The organism is Methylophilus sp. OH31 (genome assembly GCF_000576615.1).
Classification (GTDB): Bacteria; Pseudomonadota; Gammaproteobacteria; order Burkholderiales; family Methylophilaceae; genus Methylophilus.
Map to the genome: position 1 here is coordinate 245771 of NZ_BAUS01000012.1, position 19991 is coordinate 265761.

At 47.9% G+C, this 19991-nt stretch carries 19 protein-coding genes; 5 read left to right on the forward strand and 14 right to left on the reverse strand.

The window, feature by feature from the left end:
- Positions 1-2: 2 nt before the first annotated feature.
- From OH31_RS14025 to OH31_RS14035, 3 genes are read right to left on the reverse strand one after another with little or no spacing between them, the layout of a single operon-like run.
- Complete coding sequence (locus OH31_RS14025) at positions 3-1079, reverse strand: acyltransferase (RefSeq protein ID WP_024931224.1); 1077 nt, start codon at positions 1077-1079, stop codon at positions 3-5.
- Between the two features lie 13 nt (positions 1080-1092).
- On the reverse strand, positions 1093-2064 hold the full coding sequence (locus tag OH31_RS14030; RefSeq protein ID WP_024931225.1) for an NAD(P)-dependent oxidoreductase: 972 nt from the start codon (positions 2062-2064) through the stop codon (positions 1093-1095).
- 10 nt (positions 2065-2074) lie between these two features.
- Entirely contained in the window at positions 2075-3754 is a 1680-nt protein-coding gene (locus OH31_RS14035; RefSeq protein WP_024931226.1) for an FAD-dependent oxidoreductase, read from the reverse strand.
- 267 nt (positions 3755-4021) lie between these two features.
- Between OH31_RS14035 and OH31_RS14040 the strand changes: the two genes are divergently transcribed.
- The 4 genes from OH31_RS14040 (at position 4022) to OH31_RS14060 (ending at position 7265) form a co-directional block, all read left to right on the forward strand.
- Entirely contained in the window at positions 4022-4783 is a 762-nt protein-coding gene (locus OH31_RS14040) for a WecB/TagA/CpsF family glycosyltransferase (RefSeq protein ID WP_019882374.1), read from the forward strand.
- Positions 4784-4852: 69 nt separating this feature from the next.
- The gene (galE, locus tag OH31_RS14045; RefSeq protein WP_024931227.1) at positions 4853-5821 is read left to right on the forward strand and encodes a UDP-glucose 4-epimerase GalE; all 969 of its coding nucleotides are present in this window, start codon (positions 4853-4855) and stop codon (positions 5819-5821) included.
- Positions 5822-6224: 403 nt separating this feature from the next.
- A complete protein-coding gene (locus OH31_RS14055; RefSeq protein WP_024931228.1) occupies positions 6225-6713 on the forward strand; it encodes a hypothetical protein in 489 nt (162 codons plus the stop codon).
- A gap of 36 nt (positions 6714-6749) precedes the next feature.
- On the forward strand, positions 6750-7265 hold the full coding sequence (locus OH31_RS14060; protein WP_024931229.1) for a PEP-CTERM sorting domain-containing protein: 516 nt from the start codon (positions 6750-6752) through the stop codon (positions 7263-7265).
- Between the two features lie 66 nt (positions 7266-7331).
- Here OH31_RS14060 and dapC read toward each other — a convergent pair whose 3' ends face one another.
- On the reverse strand, positions 7332-8522 hold the full coding sequence (gene dapC, locus OH31_RS14065) for a succinyldiaminopimelate transaminase (RefSeq protein WP_024931230.1): 1191 nt from the start codon (positions 8520-8522) through the stop codon (positions 7332-7334).
- A 15-nt stretch (positions 8523-8537) separates the two neighbouring features.
- Here dapC and OH31_RS14070 point away from each other — a divergent pair, with 15 nt between their 5' ends.
- The gene (locus tag OH31_RS14070) at positions 8538-9449 is read left to right on the forward strand and encodes a DMT family transporter (RefSeq protein WP_024931231.1); all 912 of its coding nucleotides are present in this window, start codon (positions 8538-8540) and stop codon (positions 9447-9449) included.
- Here OH31_RS14070 and OH31_RS14075 read toward each other — a convergent pair.
- From OH31_RS14075 to OH31_RS14120, 10 genes are read right to left on the reverse strand one after another with little or no spacing between them, the layout of a single operon-like run.
- Positions 9446-11233 (reverse strand): tetratricopeptide repeat protein, encoded by a 1788-nt coding sequence (locus OH31_RS14075; RefSeq protein WP_024931232.1) that lies wholly within the window; start codon positions 11231-11233, stop codon positions 9446-9448. The two genes, OH31_RS14070 and OH31_RS14075, sit on opposite strands and share 4 nt — an antisense overlap.
- Positions 11230-13200, reverse strand: a complete 1971-nt coding sequence (gene mnmC / locus OH31_RS14080) for a bifunctional tRNA (5-methylaminomethyl-2-thiouridine)(34)-methyltransferase MnmD/FAD-dependent 5-carboxymethylaminomethyl-2-thiouridine(34) oxidoreductase MnmC (protein WP_024931233.1) — start codon at positions 13198-13200, stop codon at positions 11230-11232. The genes OH31_RS14075 and mnmC overlap by 4 nt, the downstream gene beginning before the upstream one ends.
- Positions 13201-13233: 33 nt before the next feature.
- Positions 13234-14520 (reverse strand): cyclopropane-fatty-acyl-phospholipid synthase family protein, encoded by a 1287-nt coding sequence (locus tag OH31_RS14085; RefSeq protein ID WP_024931234.1) that lies wholly within the window; start codon positions 14518-14520, stop codon positions 13234-13236.
- Positions 14521-14522: 2 nt separating this feature from the next.
- Positions 14523-15299, reverse strand: coding sequence for a DUF1365 domain-containing protein (locus OH31_RS14090; protein WP_024931235.1), 777 nt, complete (start codon positions 15297-15299; stop codon positions 14523-14525).
- On the reverse strand, positions 15296-16543 hold the full coding sequence (locus OH31_RS14095) for an NAD(P)/FAD-dependent oxidoreductase (RefSeq protein WP_024931236.1): 1248 nt from the start codon (positions 16541-16543) through the stop codon (positions 15296-15298). Before OH31_RS14095 ends, OH31_RS14090 begins: the two co-directional genes overlap by 4 nt.
- Positions 16540-17487 carry an acyl-CoA desaturase gene (locus tag OH31_RS14100; protein ID WP_024931237.1) on the reverse strand — a complete coding sequence of 316 codons (948 nt, stop codon included), beginning with the start codon at positions 17485-17487 and terminating at the stop codon, positions 16540-16542. The genes OH31_RS14095 and OH31_RS14100 overlap by 4 nt, the downstream gene beginning before the upstream one ends.
- 38 nt (positions 17488-17525) lie before the next feature.
- A complete protein-coding gene (locus OH31_RS14105) occupies positions 17526-18023 on the reverse strand; it encodes a lipocalin family protein (protein ID WP_201768576.1) in 498 nt (165 codons plus the stop codon).
- Between the two features lie 35 nt (positions 18024-18058).
- A complete protein-coding gene (locus OH31_RS14110; RefSeq protein ID WP_024931239.1) occupies positions 18059-18691 on the reverse strand; it encodes a DUF6134 family protein in 633 nt (210 codons plus the stop codon).
- Positions 18684-19457 (reverse strand): DUF1295 domain-containing protein, encoded by a 774-nt coding sequence (locus OH31_RS14115; protein WP_036299368.1) that lies wholly within the window; start codon positions 19455-19457, stop codon positions 18684-18686. The genes OH31_RS14110 and OH31_RS14115 overlap by 8 nt, the downstream gene beginning before the upstream one ends.
- Positions 19454-19990, reverse strand: a complete 537-nt coding sequence (locus tag OH31_RS14120; RefSeq protein ID WP_024931241.1) for a DUF2878 domain-containing protein — start codon at positions 19988-19990, stop codon at positions 19454-19456. The genes OH31_RS14115 and OH31_RS14120 overlap by 4 nt, the downstream gene beginning before the upstream one ends.
- Between the last annotated feature and the right edge of the window lies 1 nt (position 19991).

Genomic DNA, 19991 nt, shown 5'->3' on the forward strand with positions numbered 1-19991 from the left:
ACTTAATACTTAATCTTTTGGCTAAGCTTGATGACTGGTTTTTCAATATACATATACATTAAAAACGCGGAAATCAAGCAAGTCAGGGTACATACTATCGCAACGATCAGATCTGTGACAACTCCTGTATCTAGCGTTTTTCTGATAAGCCTAGCAACAATACCAAGCAGATTATTATGTATTAAATATAAACTGTAAGAAATTAAGCCTAGAGTTTGTAATGGCTTAAAGTTTAACCAGCTATCCATTTTGTTTTTATATAATGCCAGATGTAGAATCAAAGCCGTTAAACCTGCAGTGACTGCGAATGCATCCATTTTGATATATCCGATGGCTATGGTTGCTACATAAAATAGCATCAAATATTTTTCAAAATAAAACCTGTTATAACGGGTTATTGACCAGCCAACGACCGCACCTGCACTAAATGCATACCAATAGTTGATAAAGATGAGATGGTGACTGGTATAAGTTTGCAGGGGAGTTGGCTCAGATACCAGTCCCAGCCATAATAGGCCTGGCATGGTGAAGAATATCAATACAAGAAAATGATTAAGGCTGTCTTGGCTGAAGCGAGAGGCCAAATAAATCACTAGGCTAAATACCAAATAAAACTGGATTTCATAGCACAGCGTCCAGTACACAACATTGATTTGTTTGATACCTAAGAACCCTTGCATGTAAAACACATGGGCAACAATAGCTTTCATATCTGGAAATGAAATGGTTGGCTCTACAAAGCGGGTCTTAACGTATAAAAGTATCAGGGTAACTATAATCCCAAAATAGTAGGGCGGGGAAAGTCTTATGAATCTTCTAAGCATGAATTTGGCTGATTGCGAAACCCCCATGATTTTTTTGTTGGTGGTGACTGCCATGACAAAGCCACTTAATACAAAAAATATGGGAACCCCGAGATTACCGTATTCAAAAATAATGGCAGATAACGAATGTCCAAGAAACAGGCTCAGTTGGGTCACATGATCACCATGAAATAAATGGTAAAAGACTACCCAGAGTGCCGCCAACCCTCGTAGACCATCTGCAAAAGCATACCTGTTATTTGTCTCTGTTTTCATATGATCTATGTTGCTAATACTTAATATCGTTATACCAGGAGATAGACTCCTGAAGGCTTTGTGAGTAACTCATGTAAGTAAAATCATATTCGTTGCTAAACTTCTCAGCATTCAGAAAAATATGCTGCTCAAAAAGTCTGGATAGGCTAGGTGGAAGCGGTTCTGGTAACCAAGAAGCATCCCGCCTTGCTTTACGGCACAAAATTTGTGCAATTTTAATCGCTGGGCTCAGTATTTTTGAGTCCAGCTTGAGTTGCAGTCGACTGATACGTTTAATCGGCGTCGCGTCAATACCATTAGCCAGATCAAACAAATATTGATTCCATCGCGGGCTATCAGGGGCTGCCAGGTTGTAAAACAACGCCTCCCCCGCTTTTTTAGATATCTTCAAACCTACATGAATGGCACGCACGACATCATCCACATGCACTAGGTTACTCCAACCATCGCCAGCATCACCTAAATCCCCAAGCCTGTATGTTCTTAACAAGTTTGCAGGGCGGCTTACCCATAGGTGGCTACCAGGCCCATGTACGCATCCAGGTCTAAATGAAATAACTTGCCCGCCAGCCGCCGCATATTTTTGCATATAAGTCTCAGCTTCACATTTTGCAGCAGCGTACCAGCCGTAAGTTGGATCAAATGCGTGAGATTCAGTAATATTCCCCTCATGACCGCCATAGACAGACATCGTACTCAAGTGGATGATCTTTGGTTTACCTGCAACGATCGCAGCTTGTACCAAGATATCAGCCCCTTTACCAATTGAGTGTTTATCACCAGCAACACAATTGACCACGGCATCAACGCCTTTGAGGTAATGAGTCAATGCCTCCAGGTTTAAACTATCAAGCGTGATACGCCCTGGAATGTTCGTATTTAAACGCCCTCTGGATGCGGCTATTGTTTCGTAACCTTGCCGATTGAGATGCGTAACTAAGCGACTACCAACGTGACCGGTCGCACCAAGAATCAATACTTTCATTTACATTACCTCAAATAACCACGTGCTTTGATTGACAGGGCGCCTGCATTTTTTGCGCGAGATGATCTGCCAGCCGCAGGCTAAGTGCAGCAATTGTAAGTGTTGGGTTGGCCTGGCCACTGGTCGGGAAAACTGCTGAACTGGCGATATAAAGATTATCTACATGATGCACCTTACAGTTAGCATCCACCACTGAAGTTTCTGGATCTTTGCCCATTCTGGCAGTGCCAATATGATGACCGCCGTAGGCACCGAATCGAGTCAAATCTTCTTCCAATTTTGAGGCATCGAATTCAAAGTTACCGACGCCACTTTTCCTGAACTCCTCAACAAATACATCCAATGAGCGACGTACAGACTCAATATCAGCAGGTAAATATCGCCAATCAACCTTCACGCGCGGCATTCCAAGTGCGTCGCATTCATCAATTAAAGTGATGCGACTATCAGGGTTTGGGTACTGCTCACTATGAATTTCTAAAGTGAACTGGTTACTTTTATTACTTAGAATGACAGAGGGGAATTTGCGCTTTGCTAATGTCCGCTTAGTCAGCCAGTGATACAGAAACCTAAATGTATCAATGGGATCTAAAATGATATTAGAAAAATGCTTTAAGTATGTACTCAAAGATGCCTGGCCATCTTTGAGACGCTTTCCATATTCGTAACTAATAAAATTTTTAGCTAGGAACAGTCCTGATAAAACACCAACCTTATGTGAGGGGTCAACGATTTTGGGGAAGTGCAACCTGGCAACCATGTTGCCTGCTTTTATTTTTTGTTGAGTTTCCTCGGTAAGAGAAAGCCGTCGTCGACAATAAATACCTTCAGCAGAGACCTCATAGCCATGCCTCACATTTGATGTAGGCCCTAAAATAGTTAGTTTGCCTAGATTGCCTGCAATATGGCACTGATAATAGCGCCCCACCAGATCTTGCTGGTTACCTATGCCAGTTTTGCAAATATCATTTGATGCTAATAGCAGTCGAGCAACCTCAATGCCTCCTGTTGCTACTACTATTTGTTTGGCTTTAACTGCCATTTTTTTACCATCCAGACTAGCGACATCCAGATGATCAACGTGGTCGGCAGTAGTATTGAGTCTAATGCCAGTACAGTTTGCCCCCAAGATTACTTGAATATCATCTGCCAGTGACAATCGTTGACGATAGCGACTACCGACGTTGGTTGGACATGAAAATCGCTCCATGTTATTGGTCATTAAGATATCACTGGCGAAGCCTTGAAACATAGGCTTGTTTATGCCAAATACTGTGTCTGCATCGTAAGCATACTCACCGGCCTCAAGTAATCTATTGGCAACAGGAAAGTAGGGCGCCAAATCGGCATGGGTGATAGGCCAGCCACTTTGCGGGATGTAATCACGTTGCTTAAAATCAATAGGGTCAAATGGCATGCAACGCCCGCCCCAAATAGCGGTGGAACCTCCGAAGCGTCGATGTCGGTATTTATCAGGCGGGCTGTGTAGCTTTTCATCAGTCAATTCACCGGCATATAGTTTCTGCGTTTTTTTAGAAAATACTTCTGTACCAGATTCTAGTAAAATAATCTTGAGCCCACGGCCAGCAAGTGAAAGTGCTACAGCTAGCCCAGCAGCACCAGAACCTATAATGCAAACATCAGCTTCAAGCTGTGTATCGGAGGGAATTTCGGAGATGTTTTTTATCATTGCTGTATAACCAATCTAGCTGAACATCTGCAGAGTACAAAGCAGACTAACTAGCACAAGCATACAACATAATGCGGCATTTTTTCCACCCCGCAGTTTTTTAACGAAAAATACATTTTATGGTGCTATTTTAAATGATAGTCTTCTGACGAAACTGAATATTTTCTGGTGTAGAATCGCAAAAATACACTTTAAAACTATTAAATAATGCCAATGGGGTGGTGGCCGAATGCCATCTAACACTGACCAACTGCCCGAAAGTAATTCATGACTCATTCTCATCGTGAGGCAGAAACCTCAACTGATTTAATTAATATCGCTGGCGTTTCAATTCTAAGCACGACCTCAGAGCATTTACTTAAAATATTGCAGCAGCGTCGACAGCAATCAAAAAAAACGATATTACTATTTGCTAATAGCAACTTCATTGTCAACTGTCGTGCGCTATTTCAGGCATCAACCCCTGATATTGAAAATGTATTAATTGCCAATGACGGTATTGCCTTAAATATAGCGTCCAAACTCGTACATGGAAAAACATTTAGCGATAATTTAAATGGTACGGACTTTTCGCCTTTTTTCTTATCACATCATCCTGAACAGTTAAATATTTTCCTGCTTGGCGCCAAACCAGAAGTAGTTTTGAAAGCAAAAGAATATATTGCTTTACGTTTTCCACGGCACCAAGTTGTAGGTGTGAGAGACGGCTATTTTGACCATCAAGACAATGATGAAATTGTGGGCACGATTAATACCGCAGGTACAGATATTCTACTTGTTGCGATGGGTAATCCAATGCAAGAGAAGTGGATTTTGACAAATCAGAGCCAACTCAATGCTTCTTACATTTTCGGCGTTGGCGCACTCTTCGATTTTTGGTCAGGCAATAAGATTCGCGCACCCATCGTAATACAAAAGCTACGCTTGGAGTGGCTATTCAGGTTGTGCCAGGAGCCCAAAAGACTATTGAAAAGATATTCAGTAGATATCATCCAATTTTTATATATTGCATTCAAAGAAAGCAAGTAAAAACACTCTAGGCTAACTTGAGATTTTTTAAACAGTTTATTAAATAGCAGCATCTGAAAGGATTCAACAATGCGAGTTCTAGTAGTAGGTGGGGCAGGTTATATTGGCTCACATATGGTCAAAATGTTGCTGGGCGCCGGCCACGAGGTGATCACACTGGATAATTTGTCCAGTGGTCACCGCGATGCGGTGCTAGGTGGCACCTTTGTTGAGGGTGATTTGGCAGACCCAGCATGCCTGGCCCAAGTATTTAAGCAGCATCAGCCAGAGGCGGTTATGCATTTTGCCTCTTATATCCAGGTAGGTGAGTCCGTGCGCAAGCCAGATATCTACTACCGTAACAATGTGACCAATACGCTGAACCTGCTAGATGCCATGTTGCAATTTGAAGTGAAGAAATTCATTTTCTCATCGACTGCGGCAGTATTTGGCGAGCCAGATTACGTGCCTATTGATGAAGCACATCCTAATCGCCCATTGAATCCTTATGGGCGGTCAAAGTGGATGATAGAACAAGTGCTGGCCGACTATGAGAAAGCATTTGATCTGCGCTCGGTATGCTTGCGTTACTTTAATGCGGCTGGGGCCGACCCTGAGGGGCAATTGGGGGAGCGTCATGATCCGGAAACCCACTTGATTCCTTTAATTCTGCAGGCAGCTTCCGGTCGGCGCGAAAATATCCAGGTATTTGGCCGTGATTACGACACCCCCGATGGTACCTGCATTCGCGACTATATCCATATTGTGGATTTATGCGCTGCGCACTTGGCAGCATTGGAATACTTAAATAAAGGCGGTGCTAGCGACCGCTTTAATCTGGGAAATGGTTCAGGTTTTTCGGTGCAAGAAGTAATTGATGCCGTGCAGAAGGTATCAGGCAAACAGGTCACGGTGATTAACGGCCCAAGACGTGAAGGGGATCCAGCCAGACTGGTGGCTGATGCCAAGCGTGCCAGAAGCATATTGGCGTGGCAACCGACCTATACTGCGCTGGACACCATTGTGACGCATGCATGGCAATGGGAGCAAAAACAATAGTCCAGTAACTTTCATTCTTGGATGTTTAAACATCCAAGAATGAATGCCTACCCCTGTAAAGCATTCATGATGCTGTCATATTTCTGACAAATTTCTTTGCTACTTTCCCCAAGACGCGAGTAAAATAGACGCATTGAAATGGTGCATTACAAACATTTCGTTCTGAAAAGTGGTGCAATTCATGCATCCATCCTAGTTGGCTTATTGTTACAATCGTAAAAATACTAATAAAATCAGCCTGTTAAACGATTTCACTTGCGCTGGTCTGCTTTTTGCTTAGAAATAAACAAAAAGATAAACAACAAATAAATAAAAATGAAGTAATTGGCCAATATGGGCTATATAAAATAGCCGTATTAAATAATAAGATGGCTAATAATTAACTGTACTGAGGAGAATTACCATGTTCATGCATTGGCTGAAAAAATTATCAATTGTCACCGCGGCAATGATTGCCTTCACTGGCTATGCGCAAGCGACCAATGTGACTTTGAGTTATGGCACCACAGATCTGCTGGGTGTTGTTAACCGTGATGCAGGTGTGATTGGCGCATTCGAATTTAATGATGTGTTTGATCTTGACCTTCAAGTACCAGCCTCACTTTCTTACTTTATTACTGAAATGCCTGAGGCTGCCTACAATATTGTAGATAGCACTTTTACCTATGGCCTGTACGATATTGACAACAACTTAATAACAACGCCATCTATTCTGACGCCCGGTGCTTACCAATTACGTGTCTCTGGCACGGCTGATGGTTTTAGCGGCGGACAATATTTCTTGAGCTTTAATGTGACTACCCCAGTACCTGAGCCAGATCTGGGCTTGTTGATGCTGGTTGGCCTGACCATGATGGGTCTGGTCTCTTTGCGTAAATCACATTCTGCTTAATTAAAAGTTTTCTTGTTTTTTAATTGAGGAGTAGGTATGAAAGTATCTAATGTATTGGGATCTATGGCATTAATCTCTGCCATCAGTTTCTCACATCAGGCGTTTGCGACCACAAACGTGACTGATCTGGGTGACTTGAATGCTGGCCCGGTGTCTGAACAATCTTTGTTGCAAATTGGTGCTGTTTGGTTGCCCGATGTGTATTTATTTGACCTGAGCTCTGACTCTACTGTCACTGTAGACTTTAAAGCTTTGCTGGGTATCGGTATTGGCTCTACTTTCAGCCTGTATAACTCTTCAAATACTTTAATCACATCCTACCACATCCCAACGCTGGCCTTCGACTCGACAACAACCTTCACATTTATTGATATTGCGGCGGGCAATGACTACCAGTTTAAATTTAATCCTGGTGCATTGAATGTTACCTTGTCAAATAAACTGACGTTTACTGCACACGAAACAGTGCCAGTGCCAGAACCAGAGTCTAATGCACTGATGCTGGTTGGTTTGGGTATCATTGGTTTGATTGCTCGCAGAAAATTTGCTTAATTTTTGCTTGTCATAAAAAAGCCGGTTTGCATTTGCAACCGGCTTTTTTGTTTTAATGCATGTTCATTACTTGAGGTAGTCCTTTATTCTTTGGGCGGCGGCAATCGTTTCTTCAGTCGACGCCACCAGCGCCATACGAATAAAGCCTTTGCCGGGGTTTAGGCCATGCGCTTCACGCGCCAGAAAAGAGCCTGGCAACACCGTAATATTCAACTCCTGATACAACTGCCTGGCAACAACGGTGTCATCTTTTTGTGTATTAATCCATAAATAAAATGCCGCATCTGGCAACTGCGTGTGTGGCCAGACTTGTTGCAGCAGTGGTGTCACTGCACTGAATTTCTCGCTGTATAACGCACGGTTATGGATCACATGTGCTTCGTCATTCCAGGCCACTACACTGGCAGCTTGCACTGCCGGGCTCATGGCGCAGCCGTGGTAGGTGCGATACAAGGCAAATTTCTCAACGATATCTGCATCGCCTGCGACAAAGCCAGAACGCATGCCAGGCACATTCGAGCGTTTGGAGAGTGAGCTGAACATGACGACACTGCTAAAATCGCGACCTAGCTGATGTGCTGCCTGCAATGCGCCAACCGGTGGATTATTCTCATCAAAATAGATCTCTGAATAACACTCATCTGACGCAATCACAAAACCGTATTGGTCGGACAGCTCAAACAGGGTTTTCCAGGCCTGAATATCCATGACCTTACCGGATGGGTTACCTGGGCTACATACAAACACCAATTGGGTACGCTTGAGGATATCGACCGGTACTTGTGTCAGGTCCATGACAAAGTCATTGTCTGGCGTGGTGTTGATAAAGTAGGGCTGCGCACCGGCTAAAAAGGCCGCACCTTCATAAATCTGGTAAAACGGGTTGGGTGAAATTACCACTGGCTGCTGTGCAACACTGGTATCAATGACTGCCTGTGCAAAGGCAAACAGGGCCTCGCGGCTGCCATTCACCGGCAAAATCGCTTTATCGATATTGAGGGCGGGAATGTTGTAGCGACGCTGCAGCCACTGATTAATCGCTTCACGCAAGGCTGGTATGCCTATTGTGGTAGGATAGCTGGCCAATCCCCCCAGATTACTGGCGAGTGCGTCACTAATGATACTCGGCGTGGCGTGTTTAGGCTCACCAATCGACAAGTTGACAGGACTAAACGCCGGGTTAGGCGTCAGGCCTTGAAACAGATCGCGCAAGCGTTGAAACGGATAGGGCTGAAGTAGGTTTAAATTTGGATTCATAGGTGTGTATTATAAGTGAGCCTGTCACATAAACAAAAAGCTTCCGGGCAAAAATATACGGCCTCAGCGGCATTGATCTATGGCGCATTATGCTGGGGCGTCATCTGGTATCCCTACCGCTTGCTCAACGATATCGGCTTGTCTGGCGTGCAATCCAGTTTATTGAGTTATAGCCTGGCGTTGCTGATAGGTGGCATGCTGTTTTGGCGGCGATTCAACTGCATACTGCACGTCCCTACCTCGGCCTATTGGCTGAGCCTGATCGCGGGCTGGACCAACCTGGCTTATGTATTGGCGATTATTGATGGTGAAGTCATGCGCGTGATGCTGCTGTTCTACCTGTCGCCGCTATGGACCTTGTTACTGGCGAGAGTCTGGCTGCATGAGCCATGGCATAAACCGCAACTGCTGGCCATTTCATTATCGTTATTAGGCGCAGTGTTAATGCTGACCAATGGTGAATGGATGTGGCCATGGCCGCAATCCACCTCGGACTGGCTGGCGCTCTCTGCCGGTATAGGCTTTTCTTTAACCAATGTCATGACCCGCTTTTCTACGCATTTGACGATTGCCGCCAAAGGCATGCTGGTATGGCTGGGTGTCTTTGGCTTGTCATTCGCGGTATTACTTTGGCAATCCGGCATCGCTGGCATGGCGTTTATCACGGCATCAACCTTCACCTCCTATGTGACCATCACTTTCTTGGTGATTGCCTTATTGCTGGTTTCAGCGACTTTGCTGGTGCAATATGGCGTGACCAAAATACCCGCTATCCAGGCGTCAGTGTTGTTTATGTCCGAGTTGATTGTGGCCGCGATTGCCGCTTATTTTCTGGCGCAGGAAACCATGTCGGTGATGGAAATGATAGGCGGCTGTTGCATTATTGCCGCAGGCATCTTGTCGGTCAGCGTTGGCGAGTCTGACTAAGCACGAGACAGCAATTGCCGATAAGCCTGCTCCAATTGCAGGCAGAATGTGTGCGGCTCAAACAGCACACCGGCCTGGCTTTTCACTTTGGACTTGAGCAATGCCAGTGCGCTTGCATCATGCGCCAAAGTGATAGCGCGCTGTTCAAGCGCCGTCCAATCGGCGCAGATGCATTCATCCAGCCCGATATGCTTGAGTAAACTGGCACTGACCCGTGCCGGGAAGGTATCACTGGCCACCGCGAGCAGGGGAATCCCTTGCCATAAAGCATCACTGGCGGTGGTGTGCGCGTTATAGGGTGCCGTATCCAGCATCAGATCGGCATGCTGTTGCCTGGCAATATGTTGCGCAATGCTGGTGCGTGGCGCAAAAATCAAGCGATCGGCGGCAATGCCAGCTGCTTGCGCCTGTTGTTGCAGATGCTGCGTGGCCCATTGATTGCAATGCAATAGCCACAATACGCTGCCTGGCACTTGCTGCAAAATGCGCATCCAACTGGCAAACACATCAGGCGTGATTTTAAAACTCTGGTTCAGGCAACAAAATACAAACCCCTGCTCAGGCAGGCCATGCGCTTTGCGCGTGTCAGCCTCAGCCATGGGGCGTTGTGCATTGTTTGCCTGGTAGCATGGCAACACTACAGGCTGTTCGGCCAAAACCACGTCATTTAATGTGCCATCCACAATCATGGCGTCAAACAGCGGCTGACCATTGACCATTCCCATACTACCGGGATAACCCAGCCAGTTAATGTGGGTGCGGGCAGGGCGGTAGGCGGCAATGCCGCTACGGCTATTTTGCGTATAGCCGGTTAAATCTACCAGCACATCAATCCCCATGCGTTGCATATGTGCGGCGACTGCCACATCAGGCGTGCTGGTGATGTCTATCCAATGATTGGCGGCGGCAAACAAGGCTAGGCGTTCGCTTGAGTGATCGTCTTTGCTGTTGCTATATAAAAACACTTCGAATTGCTGATGATCGTGCGCTGCAATCACGTCTGTGACCAAATACGCCAAGGGGTGACGACGGAAATCAGAAGAAAGGTAGGCAATTTTAATGCGCTGCTGATTTTCTGGCTGGCTAGACTGTTGTGTGGCGGCTAACGGCTGTATATGGCCATAATGCAGTTGTGCCCAGTTGCTTGCACACGCCAGTTGCTCAGCCGCTGTGGTGCCCGGCATCGCCAAAAATGCAAATGGCGGGATCTGCGCCTGTGGGGATTGTGCTAACGCAGCGCGCACTTCGGCAATGGCGGCATCCAGACCTTGCCAGTCGGCCATATGCTGTTTTTGATGAATCCAGTGTACTTTGGCATGCAGTAGCTGCGGATCAAGTTTAATGGCCTGTGCATAGGCAGACACGGCCAAATCTAACTGGCCTTGTTCACGGTAGGCATTGCCCAGATTGTTGTGACACTCTGCATCGCCAGGCGCCAGCGCGAGCGACTGCTGGTAATGCTGAATCGCCAGCGCAGGCTCTCCCAGTTTGCGCAAGCTATTGGCCAGGTTGAAATGCACATCGGCCTGTTGCGCATCTTGCGCTAACGATTGCCTGAAATAATGTGAGGCGACTGACTCATCTCCGCGCAAACTGGCCACATTGCCGAGTTGCATCAATATTTGTGGATGATCTGGCGCCCACCTTAGCGCCTGAAGAAAAGCCTGCTCAGCATCTTCAGCTTGCTTGAGTGCCAGATAATGCCGCCCCAATTCATAATGCAACTCAGGGTCTTGCGGCGTGCGCGCTAACTGCTGTTTTAACTGTTGAATACTCGCACTCATGCTGACGTCTGCCCAGTAAAAGGATTAAGCAAAGACTTCCAACCCAGCTGCTTAAACAAATGACGCTGCGGATGCAAACCGTGCCAGAAGCTGTCTTCGGTCAATTGTGGCAATCTGGTGCCAAAGTCGCTTAACAAGCGTCTGGCCAGTATGGCTGCACAATAAGGCGCGGTCATCAAACCTTTGCTGCCATGCGCAACATGCACATATAGGCCTTGTGGCGCTGGTAGCGCTGTAAACTCGGTGATCGGCGTACTTTGAGCATTAAACGTTGTTGCCGCCAGCACAGGCCCGACATAAGGCAAATAATCCGGAGAACCACACCTGGACGATGCGCGCGCAAAAGTCACTTCCGCGCTGCTTGCATGATCGAATTGCGGACTTAACTTGCTCACCATATCGAGGTTGCTCAGATTATCCTGTTCGCGAAGCTCTGTACTACTATCACCTGGTGCAAAAGTAGCCCCCATGGCATGCTGGCCTTGAGAAAGCGGTGTCAGGTAACCGTCCCCGCATAAAATCACCTTGAGCGATTGCATAGACGCCTGCCCGGCAATCATACCCATCTGGCCACGCACCGGATTTAGCCACATGCCGCTTTCTGGCAATAAGCTGGCGGCTTCTGCGGCATTACAGACAATCACGGCATCAAAATAATCATTAATTGTTCCTGCCTGGTTGGCTAGCTGCCAGCCAGACTTTTGGGAGGTCAATTGGCAAATATCTTGCTGAAGATATAGCGTGATATTGGGATGGGCTATCATGCGTGCACATGCTGCGGTCGGATTGACCCAGGCGCCAGCTGCAAAATACAGGCACTCATGCGCCAGGTTAACCCCGGCCTGTGCACTGGCCTGTGTTGCATCCAGCTGTTGTAGCATGCCTAAATGCGCATATCGGCTGGCCACTTTCTGTACCCGTTTATGCTCGCGAGGATTGCTGCCCAGTTGTAACAAACCACAGCTTTGAAAGCCATCCTCACCCAAATTCAGGCTGGCATAGTGACGCAGGCTAAAACTATAACTACGCCACGCCAATTGATCGTTTTGCGGTTTTTCAGCATTCAACCGTGGGTAGAGCATGCCCCTGGGATTGCCGGAGGCGCCACTGGCAAGTTGATCTGCACGTTCAAACACATGTACCTCGCAGCCTAAGCTGGCCAGATGCCAGGCGCTACTGCAACCCGCAATACCGGCACCAATGATTGCCACTTTAGGCAACGAAGTAGAAGAGGGGCATTGCTCAGATAGCGGCCATACGCCGCATAACATTTCACGTTTTTTGCCAAACCCACGTGCTTTTTCAACCTGGAACCCAACCGTCTGCAAACCGCGCTTAACCAGCCCGGCGCTGGTAAACGTGGCAAATGTTGTCCCGGCATGCGCACATCTGGCCATACATTCAAATAGATAAGGCTGCCACATTTGTGGATTTTTGGCTGGCGCGAATCCATCCAGAAACCAGGCATCCACCTGTAATTGCAGTTGCGGCAACATCTGCTCGCTGTCACCAATACACAAGGTCAAACTGGTGGAGAATGCTGGCAGCTCCAGCTGATTAATCCCAGGTTGCAATAAATGATATTGTTGGCATAAAGCCTGGCTGATATCGGCCAGTTCAGGGAAATGTGCATGTGCCATCTGCAAGTCTTGCAGGGTAAACGGGGCGATTTCTATGCTGAAAAAATGCAAGTGCGCGTTGGCAGGCGCAGTGTCACGCCACAATTGCAGAGTAGCCAGAAAATTGAGGCCGCTGCCAAAACCGGTTTCAATAATCACAAAATGGCTGGGGCAGTCAGTCGGCAGTTGCTGCCATCTTGCCTCTAACTGGTTGTGCTGCAGAAAGACATGGCGCGTTTCAGCCAGCCCATGCTGTGGATGATCTGGGTTGACTGAAAAATAAACATCATCGAATTGTGTAGAGTAGGGCAAGCCGTCGCGCCACTCTAAAACTGCATGCGTACTCATAGGCTGGCAAGTGTATCACGCCGCACGGGCCCATTAAACCCGCTTGGCGGCCCGGTAGCCAGGTTTGGCCAGTAACAGATGCACATCCCCCAAGGCACATTCGGCAAAGCCCCCTTCGCAATAGCTCAGGTAAAAGTCCCACATGCGGATAAACGTGTCGCTATAGCCTAATTGCCGAACGGCGTCGATTTGCGCGAAAAAATTTTCGCGCCATAAGCGTAAAGTCGTGGCGTAATGCAAACCTATGTCTTGCAAATCCACCAGCCGTAAATCACTCGCCCGCGTTATGCTGGTAAGCATGGCCGTATTGGAAGGAATGTTAGACCCCGGGAATATATAGCGTTGAATAAAATCAACCGAACGGATAGCACTGGCATAGCGCTGGTCGGCAATGGTAATCGCCTGAATCAGCGCAGCACCGTCAGCTTTGAGCAGATGGCTCACTTTGTTGAAATAGGTATCGTAATACTGATGACCAACGGCTTCTATCATTTCAATGGACACGAGCTTATCAAACTGGCCTTGCAAGTGGCGGTAATCCTGCTTCAGCACTGTGATCTGCTCTTGCAGACCTTCTTCACGCACCCTCGCTTGCGCCAGCAGGTACTGCTGTTGGGAAATAGTGGTGGTCGTCACCTGGCAGCCGTAATGTTTAGCCGCATAAATGGCAAAACCACCCCAGCCAGTCCCAATCTCAACAACGTGATCAGCAGGAGAAAGCTGCAACTTATCACAAATCACTTGTAATTTTCGCTCTGAAGCGGCTTGCAAGTCGGTGATATCACCGTCAAACATGGCCGACGAATACATCATGGTGGGGTCTAGGAATAACTTGAACAAGTCGTTACCTAAATCATAGTGGGCCGCGATGTTTTTTTGGCTGCCAGCTTCGCTATTACTGTTTAACCAGTGAAAGACTTTCAACACAGGCTTGGTCAACCACTGATAGCCGCCCTCCAGGGTATCCATCACAGACTGGTTAAGTACCATCAGGCGAATAACATTGCTTAATGTGTCTGCCTGCCAATAGCCGAGCATATAAGCTTCTCCGGCCCCGATGCTGCCGCCAAAGGCAATTTCACCGTAAAAGCGAGCATCATGCACGGTAATCGTCGCCTGTAGACCACCTGTATTCGCTTGGCCGAACACATGGCGCTCATCACCGTCAATCAAAGTTAACTGACCCATTGCCAAGCCAGCCAATCGCTTAAGTACTTGCGACTTTGCCAGCTGCGCTACCCATTTTGCGCGACTTTTGGACTTTAATGGCTTGGTTAAAGTATCGGCGGATACTGCAAGGGGGGAGGGGGCTGTGGTCATGATCAATCTCCGCGTTGAGTACGCTGGTCTGGGTGTGGATAAAACGGTATTTTTTTAAACCATAAGCGCAGTGCTTGCCAATAAATGCCCCAGATCACTTTCAATGTCATCCAGGGATAGCTGAGTAACATGCGGTTCAGCGCGCTGGCCTGCCAAGGCTGGCGCTGCATTTTCAAGGTAGCGAAGAACATGGCCTGATCCTGCTGCCAGTTTTGCATATGCACACTGAGCGCCTCACCAGGTATCGAAAATTGCCATTGGTAGTCAATCTGCATAGGCATAAAAGGCGAGACATGAAAGTTTTTTTTAAACTGGAACAACAGGGGCGCGCCTTGCTGCACCGCATGCACATAGGCAAAGCGCTCCTTCCATGGCGTATTGGTAATATGGCTGACGATGGCTTGTAATTCACCTTCGCTGTTATGGCAATAATAAAAACTGACCGGGTTAAAGCAAACACCCCAGTAGCGACAATGTGTCAGCAGCCCGATGCGGCCCAGCGGCCGCTGCCCGGTCTCTTGCTCGACCAGGTCACGCACACAAATCGCCAGCGGTTTATCAGGCGAGCCCAGGTAATCCTTGCGACTGAAATACGCCAGATTGGGTGTCAGGTAAGACCATAGACGGGTGCTTTTGAATAGGGTCGGCAGCTCTTCAAGATCGATATACAGCATAAACAGCTGGTAGCGAAAGCCATGTAATTTGGGTTGCAATCGCTGATGACTGACCCATCCGGTATAAATCGCACTATGTAAAGCAGGTGTACGGACTTCGGTCATGTCGTCGCCGCTTTAAAGTGTTCAATCGCGCTTAATGCGCTGACGACGCCATCTTCATGAAAGCCGTTGCGCCAATAAGCACCGGCGTAAGCTGTGCGTTGAGGTCCGCTGATCTCGGCATGCCTACTTTGTGCCCTGGCGCCTGCCAGCGTGTATAAAGGATGACGGTAATGCAACTTTTTGATCACTTTTGCCGGATCAATGGCCTCTGTGTAATTCAGCGTGACCAGTAAAGGCTCGGCGGAGCGGATACCCTGCAAGATGTTCATGTTATAAGTCACTTGTACTTTACCCACCGGCGTCGCTGTCACATGATAGTTCCACGCTGCCCATGCCAGCTTTCGCTTTGGCATCAGCCTGGCATCCGTATGCAGGAAAACCGTGTTGTCCTGATAAGGGATGGCGCCGAGCACGTCACGCTCTTTATCAGTGGCTTCAGTGCCTAGTATCTGTAAGGCTTCATCACTATGACAGGCAAAAAACACATAATCAAACGACTGGGATTGCCCGTTTTTTGTGATCACAGTGACCCCTTGCGTATGACGTTTCACGGCACTGACAGGGGATGTAAGCTGAATACGATGCTGATAACCTGAAGACAAGGCTTCGAGATAGCGCGCTGAACCACCGACGATGGTTCGCCATTGCGGGCGCTGGTCTATGCTGAGCATGCCATGATGGTGGAAAAAACGCACAAAAAAGCGTGCCGGGAATTGCAGCATCTGCTCTGCATCCGTAGACCAGATCGCTGCCCCCATGGGAATAATGTAGTCGCGGATAAATTGCGCGGAGTAGCCATGCTGATGCAAATAGTCACCCAGGCGTATTTCGTTGCCTGGGGCCAGCAAAGCCAGTGATTGTTTGTTAAAACGTAAAATGTCTTTGACCATACGATAGAAACGCGGAGACAACAGGTTACGTCGTTGGGCAAACAGGCTGTTGAGTGAAGTTCCGTTATATTCCAGGCCGCTGACTTCGTTACGCACACTAAAGCTCATTTCGCTGTCTCGCCAGGCGACCCCCGTTTCACGCAACAGGCGCTCAAACTCGGGATAGGATTTATCGTTAAATACGATAAATCCGGTATCCACCGCATGACTGTCACCAGCGATGTCGATCTGATGCGTATGGGTATGGCCGCCCAGGTAATCATTGGCTTCAAACAGGGTGATCTGGTGTTGTTTGTGCAGCGAGTAGGCGAGGGTATTGCCAGCAATGCCGCCACCAATGATGGCGACCTTCATGCACGGTCCTCTTTGCTAGCATGCTGCGCCCGAATCTCTAGCGGAACCTGCTTGAGTTGCCAGATAATGCCCAGGGCAGCGAGTAATTTGAGCCCGTAGTAGGTCAGGTCAATTTCCCACCAGTAAAACCCCTGCTTGGCTGATCCCGGGAAGTGGTGGTGGTTATTGTGCCAGCCTTCACCCAGGGTCAAAATGGCGATGAGTAAATTATTGCGGCTGTGGTCACGTGTCGCATAACGACGGCTGCCCCAGACGTGCGCCAGTGAGTTGACACAGAAAGTGGCATGGTAAAGGGCAATGGTAGACACCACAAAGCCCCAGACAATTAACTGCCAGCCGCTGGTCTGCAAGACTGGGGCACGCGCTTGCAATAACGCGCCAAGGCTGTAAATAATGGCAGCAAAAGCAATCGGGATCAGGCTATCAAAGCGATCCAGCCAGCAAAGTTCACGATAGCGGCTAAGCTCACGCACCCGATCAAGCTGCGTTTTAAAGTTGGCGTGACTTAAAAACCATCCTAAGTGACTCCATAGCAAGCCATGCTGGTGCGGCGAATGCACATCTAGCGGCTGGTCGGCATGCATGTGATGGCAACGATGATGCGCAGCCCACCATAATGGCCCACGTTGAACTGCAGTAGCGCCGATCAATGCGAATATAAATTGCGCGATGCGTGAAGTCTGAAAAGTCTTGTGGGCAAAATAACGATGGTAAAAGCCGGTAATGGCAAACATGCGCACCACATACATCAGGATGGCAAATATCACCGCAAAAGGGCTCCAGCCGACCCAGAACAATGCCACCAAGGCAAGATGCAGGGCGACAAAAGGCAGCACGCGCCACCAGTCAATGCTCTCGGCACTGGCTGTTTTTGGCGGTTGGTAGCGGTGATTATCTAACCAGCCAACCAGCCGCCATAGCAAGCCTGAAAATCTATGTTGCATGTCACACCCTCTCGCAAAACTAATGCATCCGCTATTTTTTATTTTTGATGTGGAAAAACCTGTAATTTGCTGGTGTCATAGCCCATGGCTTTGATCTTGGCGACCAGCTCGCCATAGGTTTTTGGATCGATACGTGGTTGACGTGACATCAGCCAGACATAATCGCGCTTGTTTCTGGCAATCACCGTGTGCTGGTAATCCTCACTCAAATAAGCAATCAGGTATTCAGATTTAAATGGCCAGACAAATTGCATACGCCACTCTGCATTACCGCTCCCGGGTAGCACATAGCCCGTTGGATGATAGCTTTTGAGCGGTCCGTCAAAGCCACCCTTGTTAAAGGTAAACGTTGTGGCAATTGAACCATCTGCATGCTGGCGATACTGCTCAATCGGATTGTAAGGGTCGCGTTCAATGAATGTTGGTATCGCTGCAATGACATACCAATCGCCCATAAAACGTGCTAGGTCCACATGTTGCACGGTCTTGATGGGTGGCAAATTCTGGCATGCCGTCAATCCAAACACACTCATCATACAAATCACTTTAAATAAAATTTTTAACATATTGATTAAATAAGTTTATATGTGATTTTATAACCCTCAGGCGTGATGGATTCCAGGGCCACCCAATCCTGTTGCTCGTCATACCATACAGTGATCTTCAATTTTTCCTTGCCCTGATATTTGCCATTTAAACGGTATTGCTGTGCCACAATATTTTGCCCTTTTACTTGTATGGTCTGCCGGCCTTCATCGGTGACCGTTACATCCAGGTATTCGGCATTTTGCGGGTTGAGCAAACGGGTTTGCTTGAGTATCTCTGGATTCCAGTATGCAAAAGTCATGACACAAGCAGGCAGCAACTGCTTGCCGGCCTTTTGCTCAATCACAAATTGATCATCTTGCTGCTGGCCTCTGACATCAGTAATCTCTTTGTTCTCTTCAGTATGCGCGGTCAATTGACTCAGGCATTGGCCCTGCCAGGTTTCGTCAGCCTGGTGTTGGTAGCGGTAGGCGTTAATAAACAACACTTTGACTTTAAAACGAGCCCGGCTTTGCAAGTGGTTCTGGTCAAGAGAGAAGATATGCGTGCCAATTTTCTGTTTGTCGAGCCAAACATCAAAAGACCACTCTTTTGCCTCGGCACTTGGCATTGCCAGCATCCACGCCGTGAGCGGCACAATACCGAGCGTTTTATGCATCCGGGCTATCCTTTTTAGGCAGCCCAGGAATAAACGTATTGGTATTGCGGACATAGTCTGCATAGCCTGGGCGACGGCTGTATATGGTTTTCTCCATCAGGCTGACACCACTGACTTTCAGTAGCAAAAACGTCATGATGACTGGAGATAACCAGCTCCAAGGATGGCCACTGGCAACGCCAAGCAGGCCAAAACCCCACCAGATCAGGCATTCCCCAAAATAGTTAGGATGGCGACTATAGCGCCAGAGCCCGGTTTGCAACACGGCCCCCTGGTTGTCTGGCTGGCGACGAAATTGCATCAGTTGCCAATCAGCGACGACTTCCCAGTAAAAGCCGAGCAAAAATAACAGGGCTCCCGCCAGATCAAACCGGTTTAATGCCGTCTGGCTAATCACTGCGGCATAAAGTGGATAAGAGATCACCCAGGCCAATAAGGCCTGAAAGGCAAAAATGATATAGAGGCTCTTAAACCAAAAGTGTGGTTCGTTATTTTGGCGTATTGTCTGATAGCGATGGTCTTCTGCTCCCCAGTTACGCCAGGTAAGGAAAATACTGAGACGAAGCGCCCATAGCGTCACCGCCACAAGGGCCAATACTGCGCGTGACGATAAATCAAGGGCAAACAGGGCGCTGGTATAGGCGGTGATGGCCATAAACAAGCTCCACATGCTGTCTACATGGCTGTAATGATGCGTGGCAAAACTCAGTAACCAGCCGCTGAGGGCGAACACCACAATGACAATCAATGCATACTGGTAAATCATGTAGGCCCTGTCGATAATGTTTCATTAAATCTGCGACGTATCCAGAGCAGCAAGGGCATGACTACCGCCCATTCGACCGTCACCCAAAGCAGGCTCCATGAAGAGGATGGCAAATCGATGACCTTTAATTGCTGTGCACCAAGGTAAGCCAAAGGACCAAACATCCCCCCCAATATGGCCGCCAGTATTATTCTGCCTTGTAACCAACGCATACTGACATTGAGCGTCATGGAAAAGGCCAGCCATAACGCAATCATCCACAGCGGGATAAATGCTGGCCATGTGTGATGGTGCTTAAAGCTTAACCAACCTAGCGTGTAAGCAATTTGGTCCAATATGCAGCCTAACAAGGTTGTGATCAGCAGGGGCAAGGCATGCCGCCAGCTTTCTATCCATTGCAAATGCACACAGCAGGCCGCAATCACTAACAGCAAGACCGCCCAACCTAAACCAGGCTTTGCAGATAATATGCAAGCCCACCACCATAGCTGGAAGCTCACAAAATTAAATACAACCCACTTGTTAGAAGCCATG

What these genes read in the sequence shown, in the direction of transcription:
- OH31_RS14025 (WP_024931224.1), bottom strand. Translation starts at nt 1,079, where the DNA reads ATGAAAACAGAGACAAATAACAGGTATGCTTTTGCAGATGGTCTACGA.
- OH31_RS14030 (WP_024931225.1), bottom strand. Translation starts at nt 2,064, where the DNA reads ATGAAAGTATTGATTCTTGGTGCGACCGGTCACGTTGGTAGTCGCTTA.
- OH31_RS14035 (WP_024931226.1), bottom strand. Translation starts at nt 3,754, where the DNA reads ATGATAAAAAACATCTCCGAAATTCCCTCCGATACACAGCTTGAAGCT.
- OH31_RS14040 (WP_019882374.1), top strand. Translation starts at nt 4,022, where the DNA reads ATGACTCATTCTCATCGTGAGGCAGAAACCTCAACTGATTTAATTAAT.
- galE (WP_024931227.1), top strand. Translation starts at nt 4,853, where the DNA reads ATGCGAGTTCTAGTAGTAGGTGGGGCAGGTTATATTGGCTCACATATG.
- OH31_RS14055 (WP_024931228.1), top strand. Translation starts at nt 6,225, where the DNA reads ATGTTCATGCATTGGCTGAAAAAATTATCAATTGTCACCGCGGCAATG.
- OH31_RS14060 (WP_024931229.1), top strand. Translation starts at nt 6,750, where the DNA reads ATGAAAGTATCTAATGTATTGGGATCTATGGCATTAATCTCTGCCATC.
- dapC (WP_024931230.1), bottom strand. Translation starts at nt 8,522, where the DNA reads ATGAATCCAAATTTAAACCTACTTCAGCCCTATCCGTTTCAACGCTTG.
- OH31_RS14075 (WP_024931232.1), bottom strand. Translation starts at nt 11,233, where the DNA reads ATGAGTGCGAGTATTCAACAGTTAAAACAGCAGTTAGCGCGCACGCCG.
- mnmC (WP_024931233.1), bottom strand. Translation starts at nt 13,200, where the DNA reads ATGAGTACGCATGCAGTTTTAGAGTGGCGCGACGGCTTGCCCTACTCT.
- OH31_RS14085 (WP_024931234.1), bottom strand. Translation starts at nt 14,520, where the DNA reads ATGACCACAGCCCCCTCCCCCCTTGCAGTATCCGCCGATACTTTAACC.
- OH31_RS14090 (WP_024931235.1), bottom strand. Translation starts at nt 15,299, where the DNA reads ATGACCGAAGTCCGTACACCTGCTTTACATAGTGCGATTTATACCGGA.
- OH31_RS14095 (WP_024931236.1), bottom strand. Translation starts at nt 16,543, where the DNA reads ATGAAGGTCGCCATCATTGGTGGCGGCATTGCTGGCAATACCCTCGCC.
- OH31_RS14100 (WP_024931237.1), bottom strand. Translation starts at nt 17,487, where the DNA reads ATGCAACATAGATTTTCAGGCTTGCTATGGCGGCTGGTTGGCTGGTTA.
- OH31_RS14105 (WP_201768576.1), bottom strand. Translation starts at nt 18,023, where the DNA reads ATGATGAGTGTGTTTGGATTGACGGCATGCCAGAATTTGCCACCCATC.
- OH31_RS14110 (WP_024931239.1), bottom strand. Translation starts at nt 18,691, where the DNA reads ATGCATAAAACGCTCGGTATTGTGCCGCTCACGGCGTGGATGCTGGCA.
- OH31_RS14115 (WP_036299368.1), bottom strand. Translation starts at nt 19,457, where the DNA reads ATGATTTACCAGTATGCATTGATTGTCATTGTGGTGTTCGCCCTCAGC.
- OH31_RS14120 (WP_024931241.1), bottom strand. Translation starts at nt 19,990, where the DNA reads ATGGCTTCTAACAAGTGGGTTGTATTTAATTTTGTGAGCTTCCAGCTA.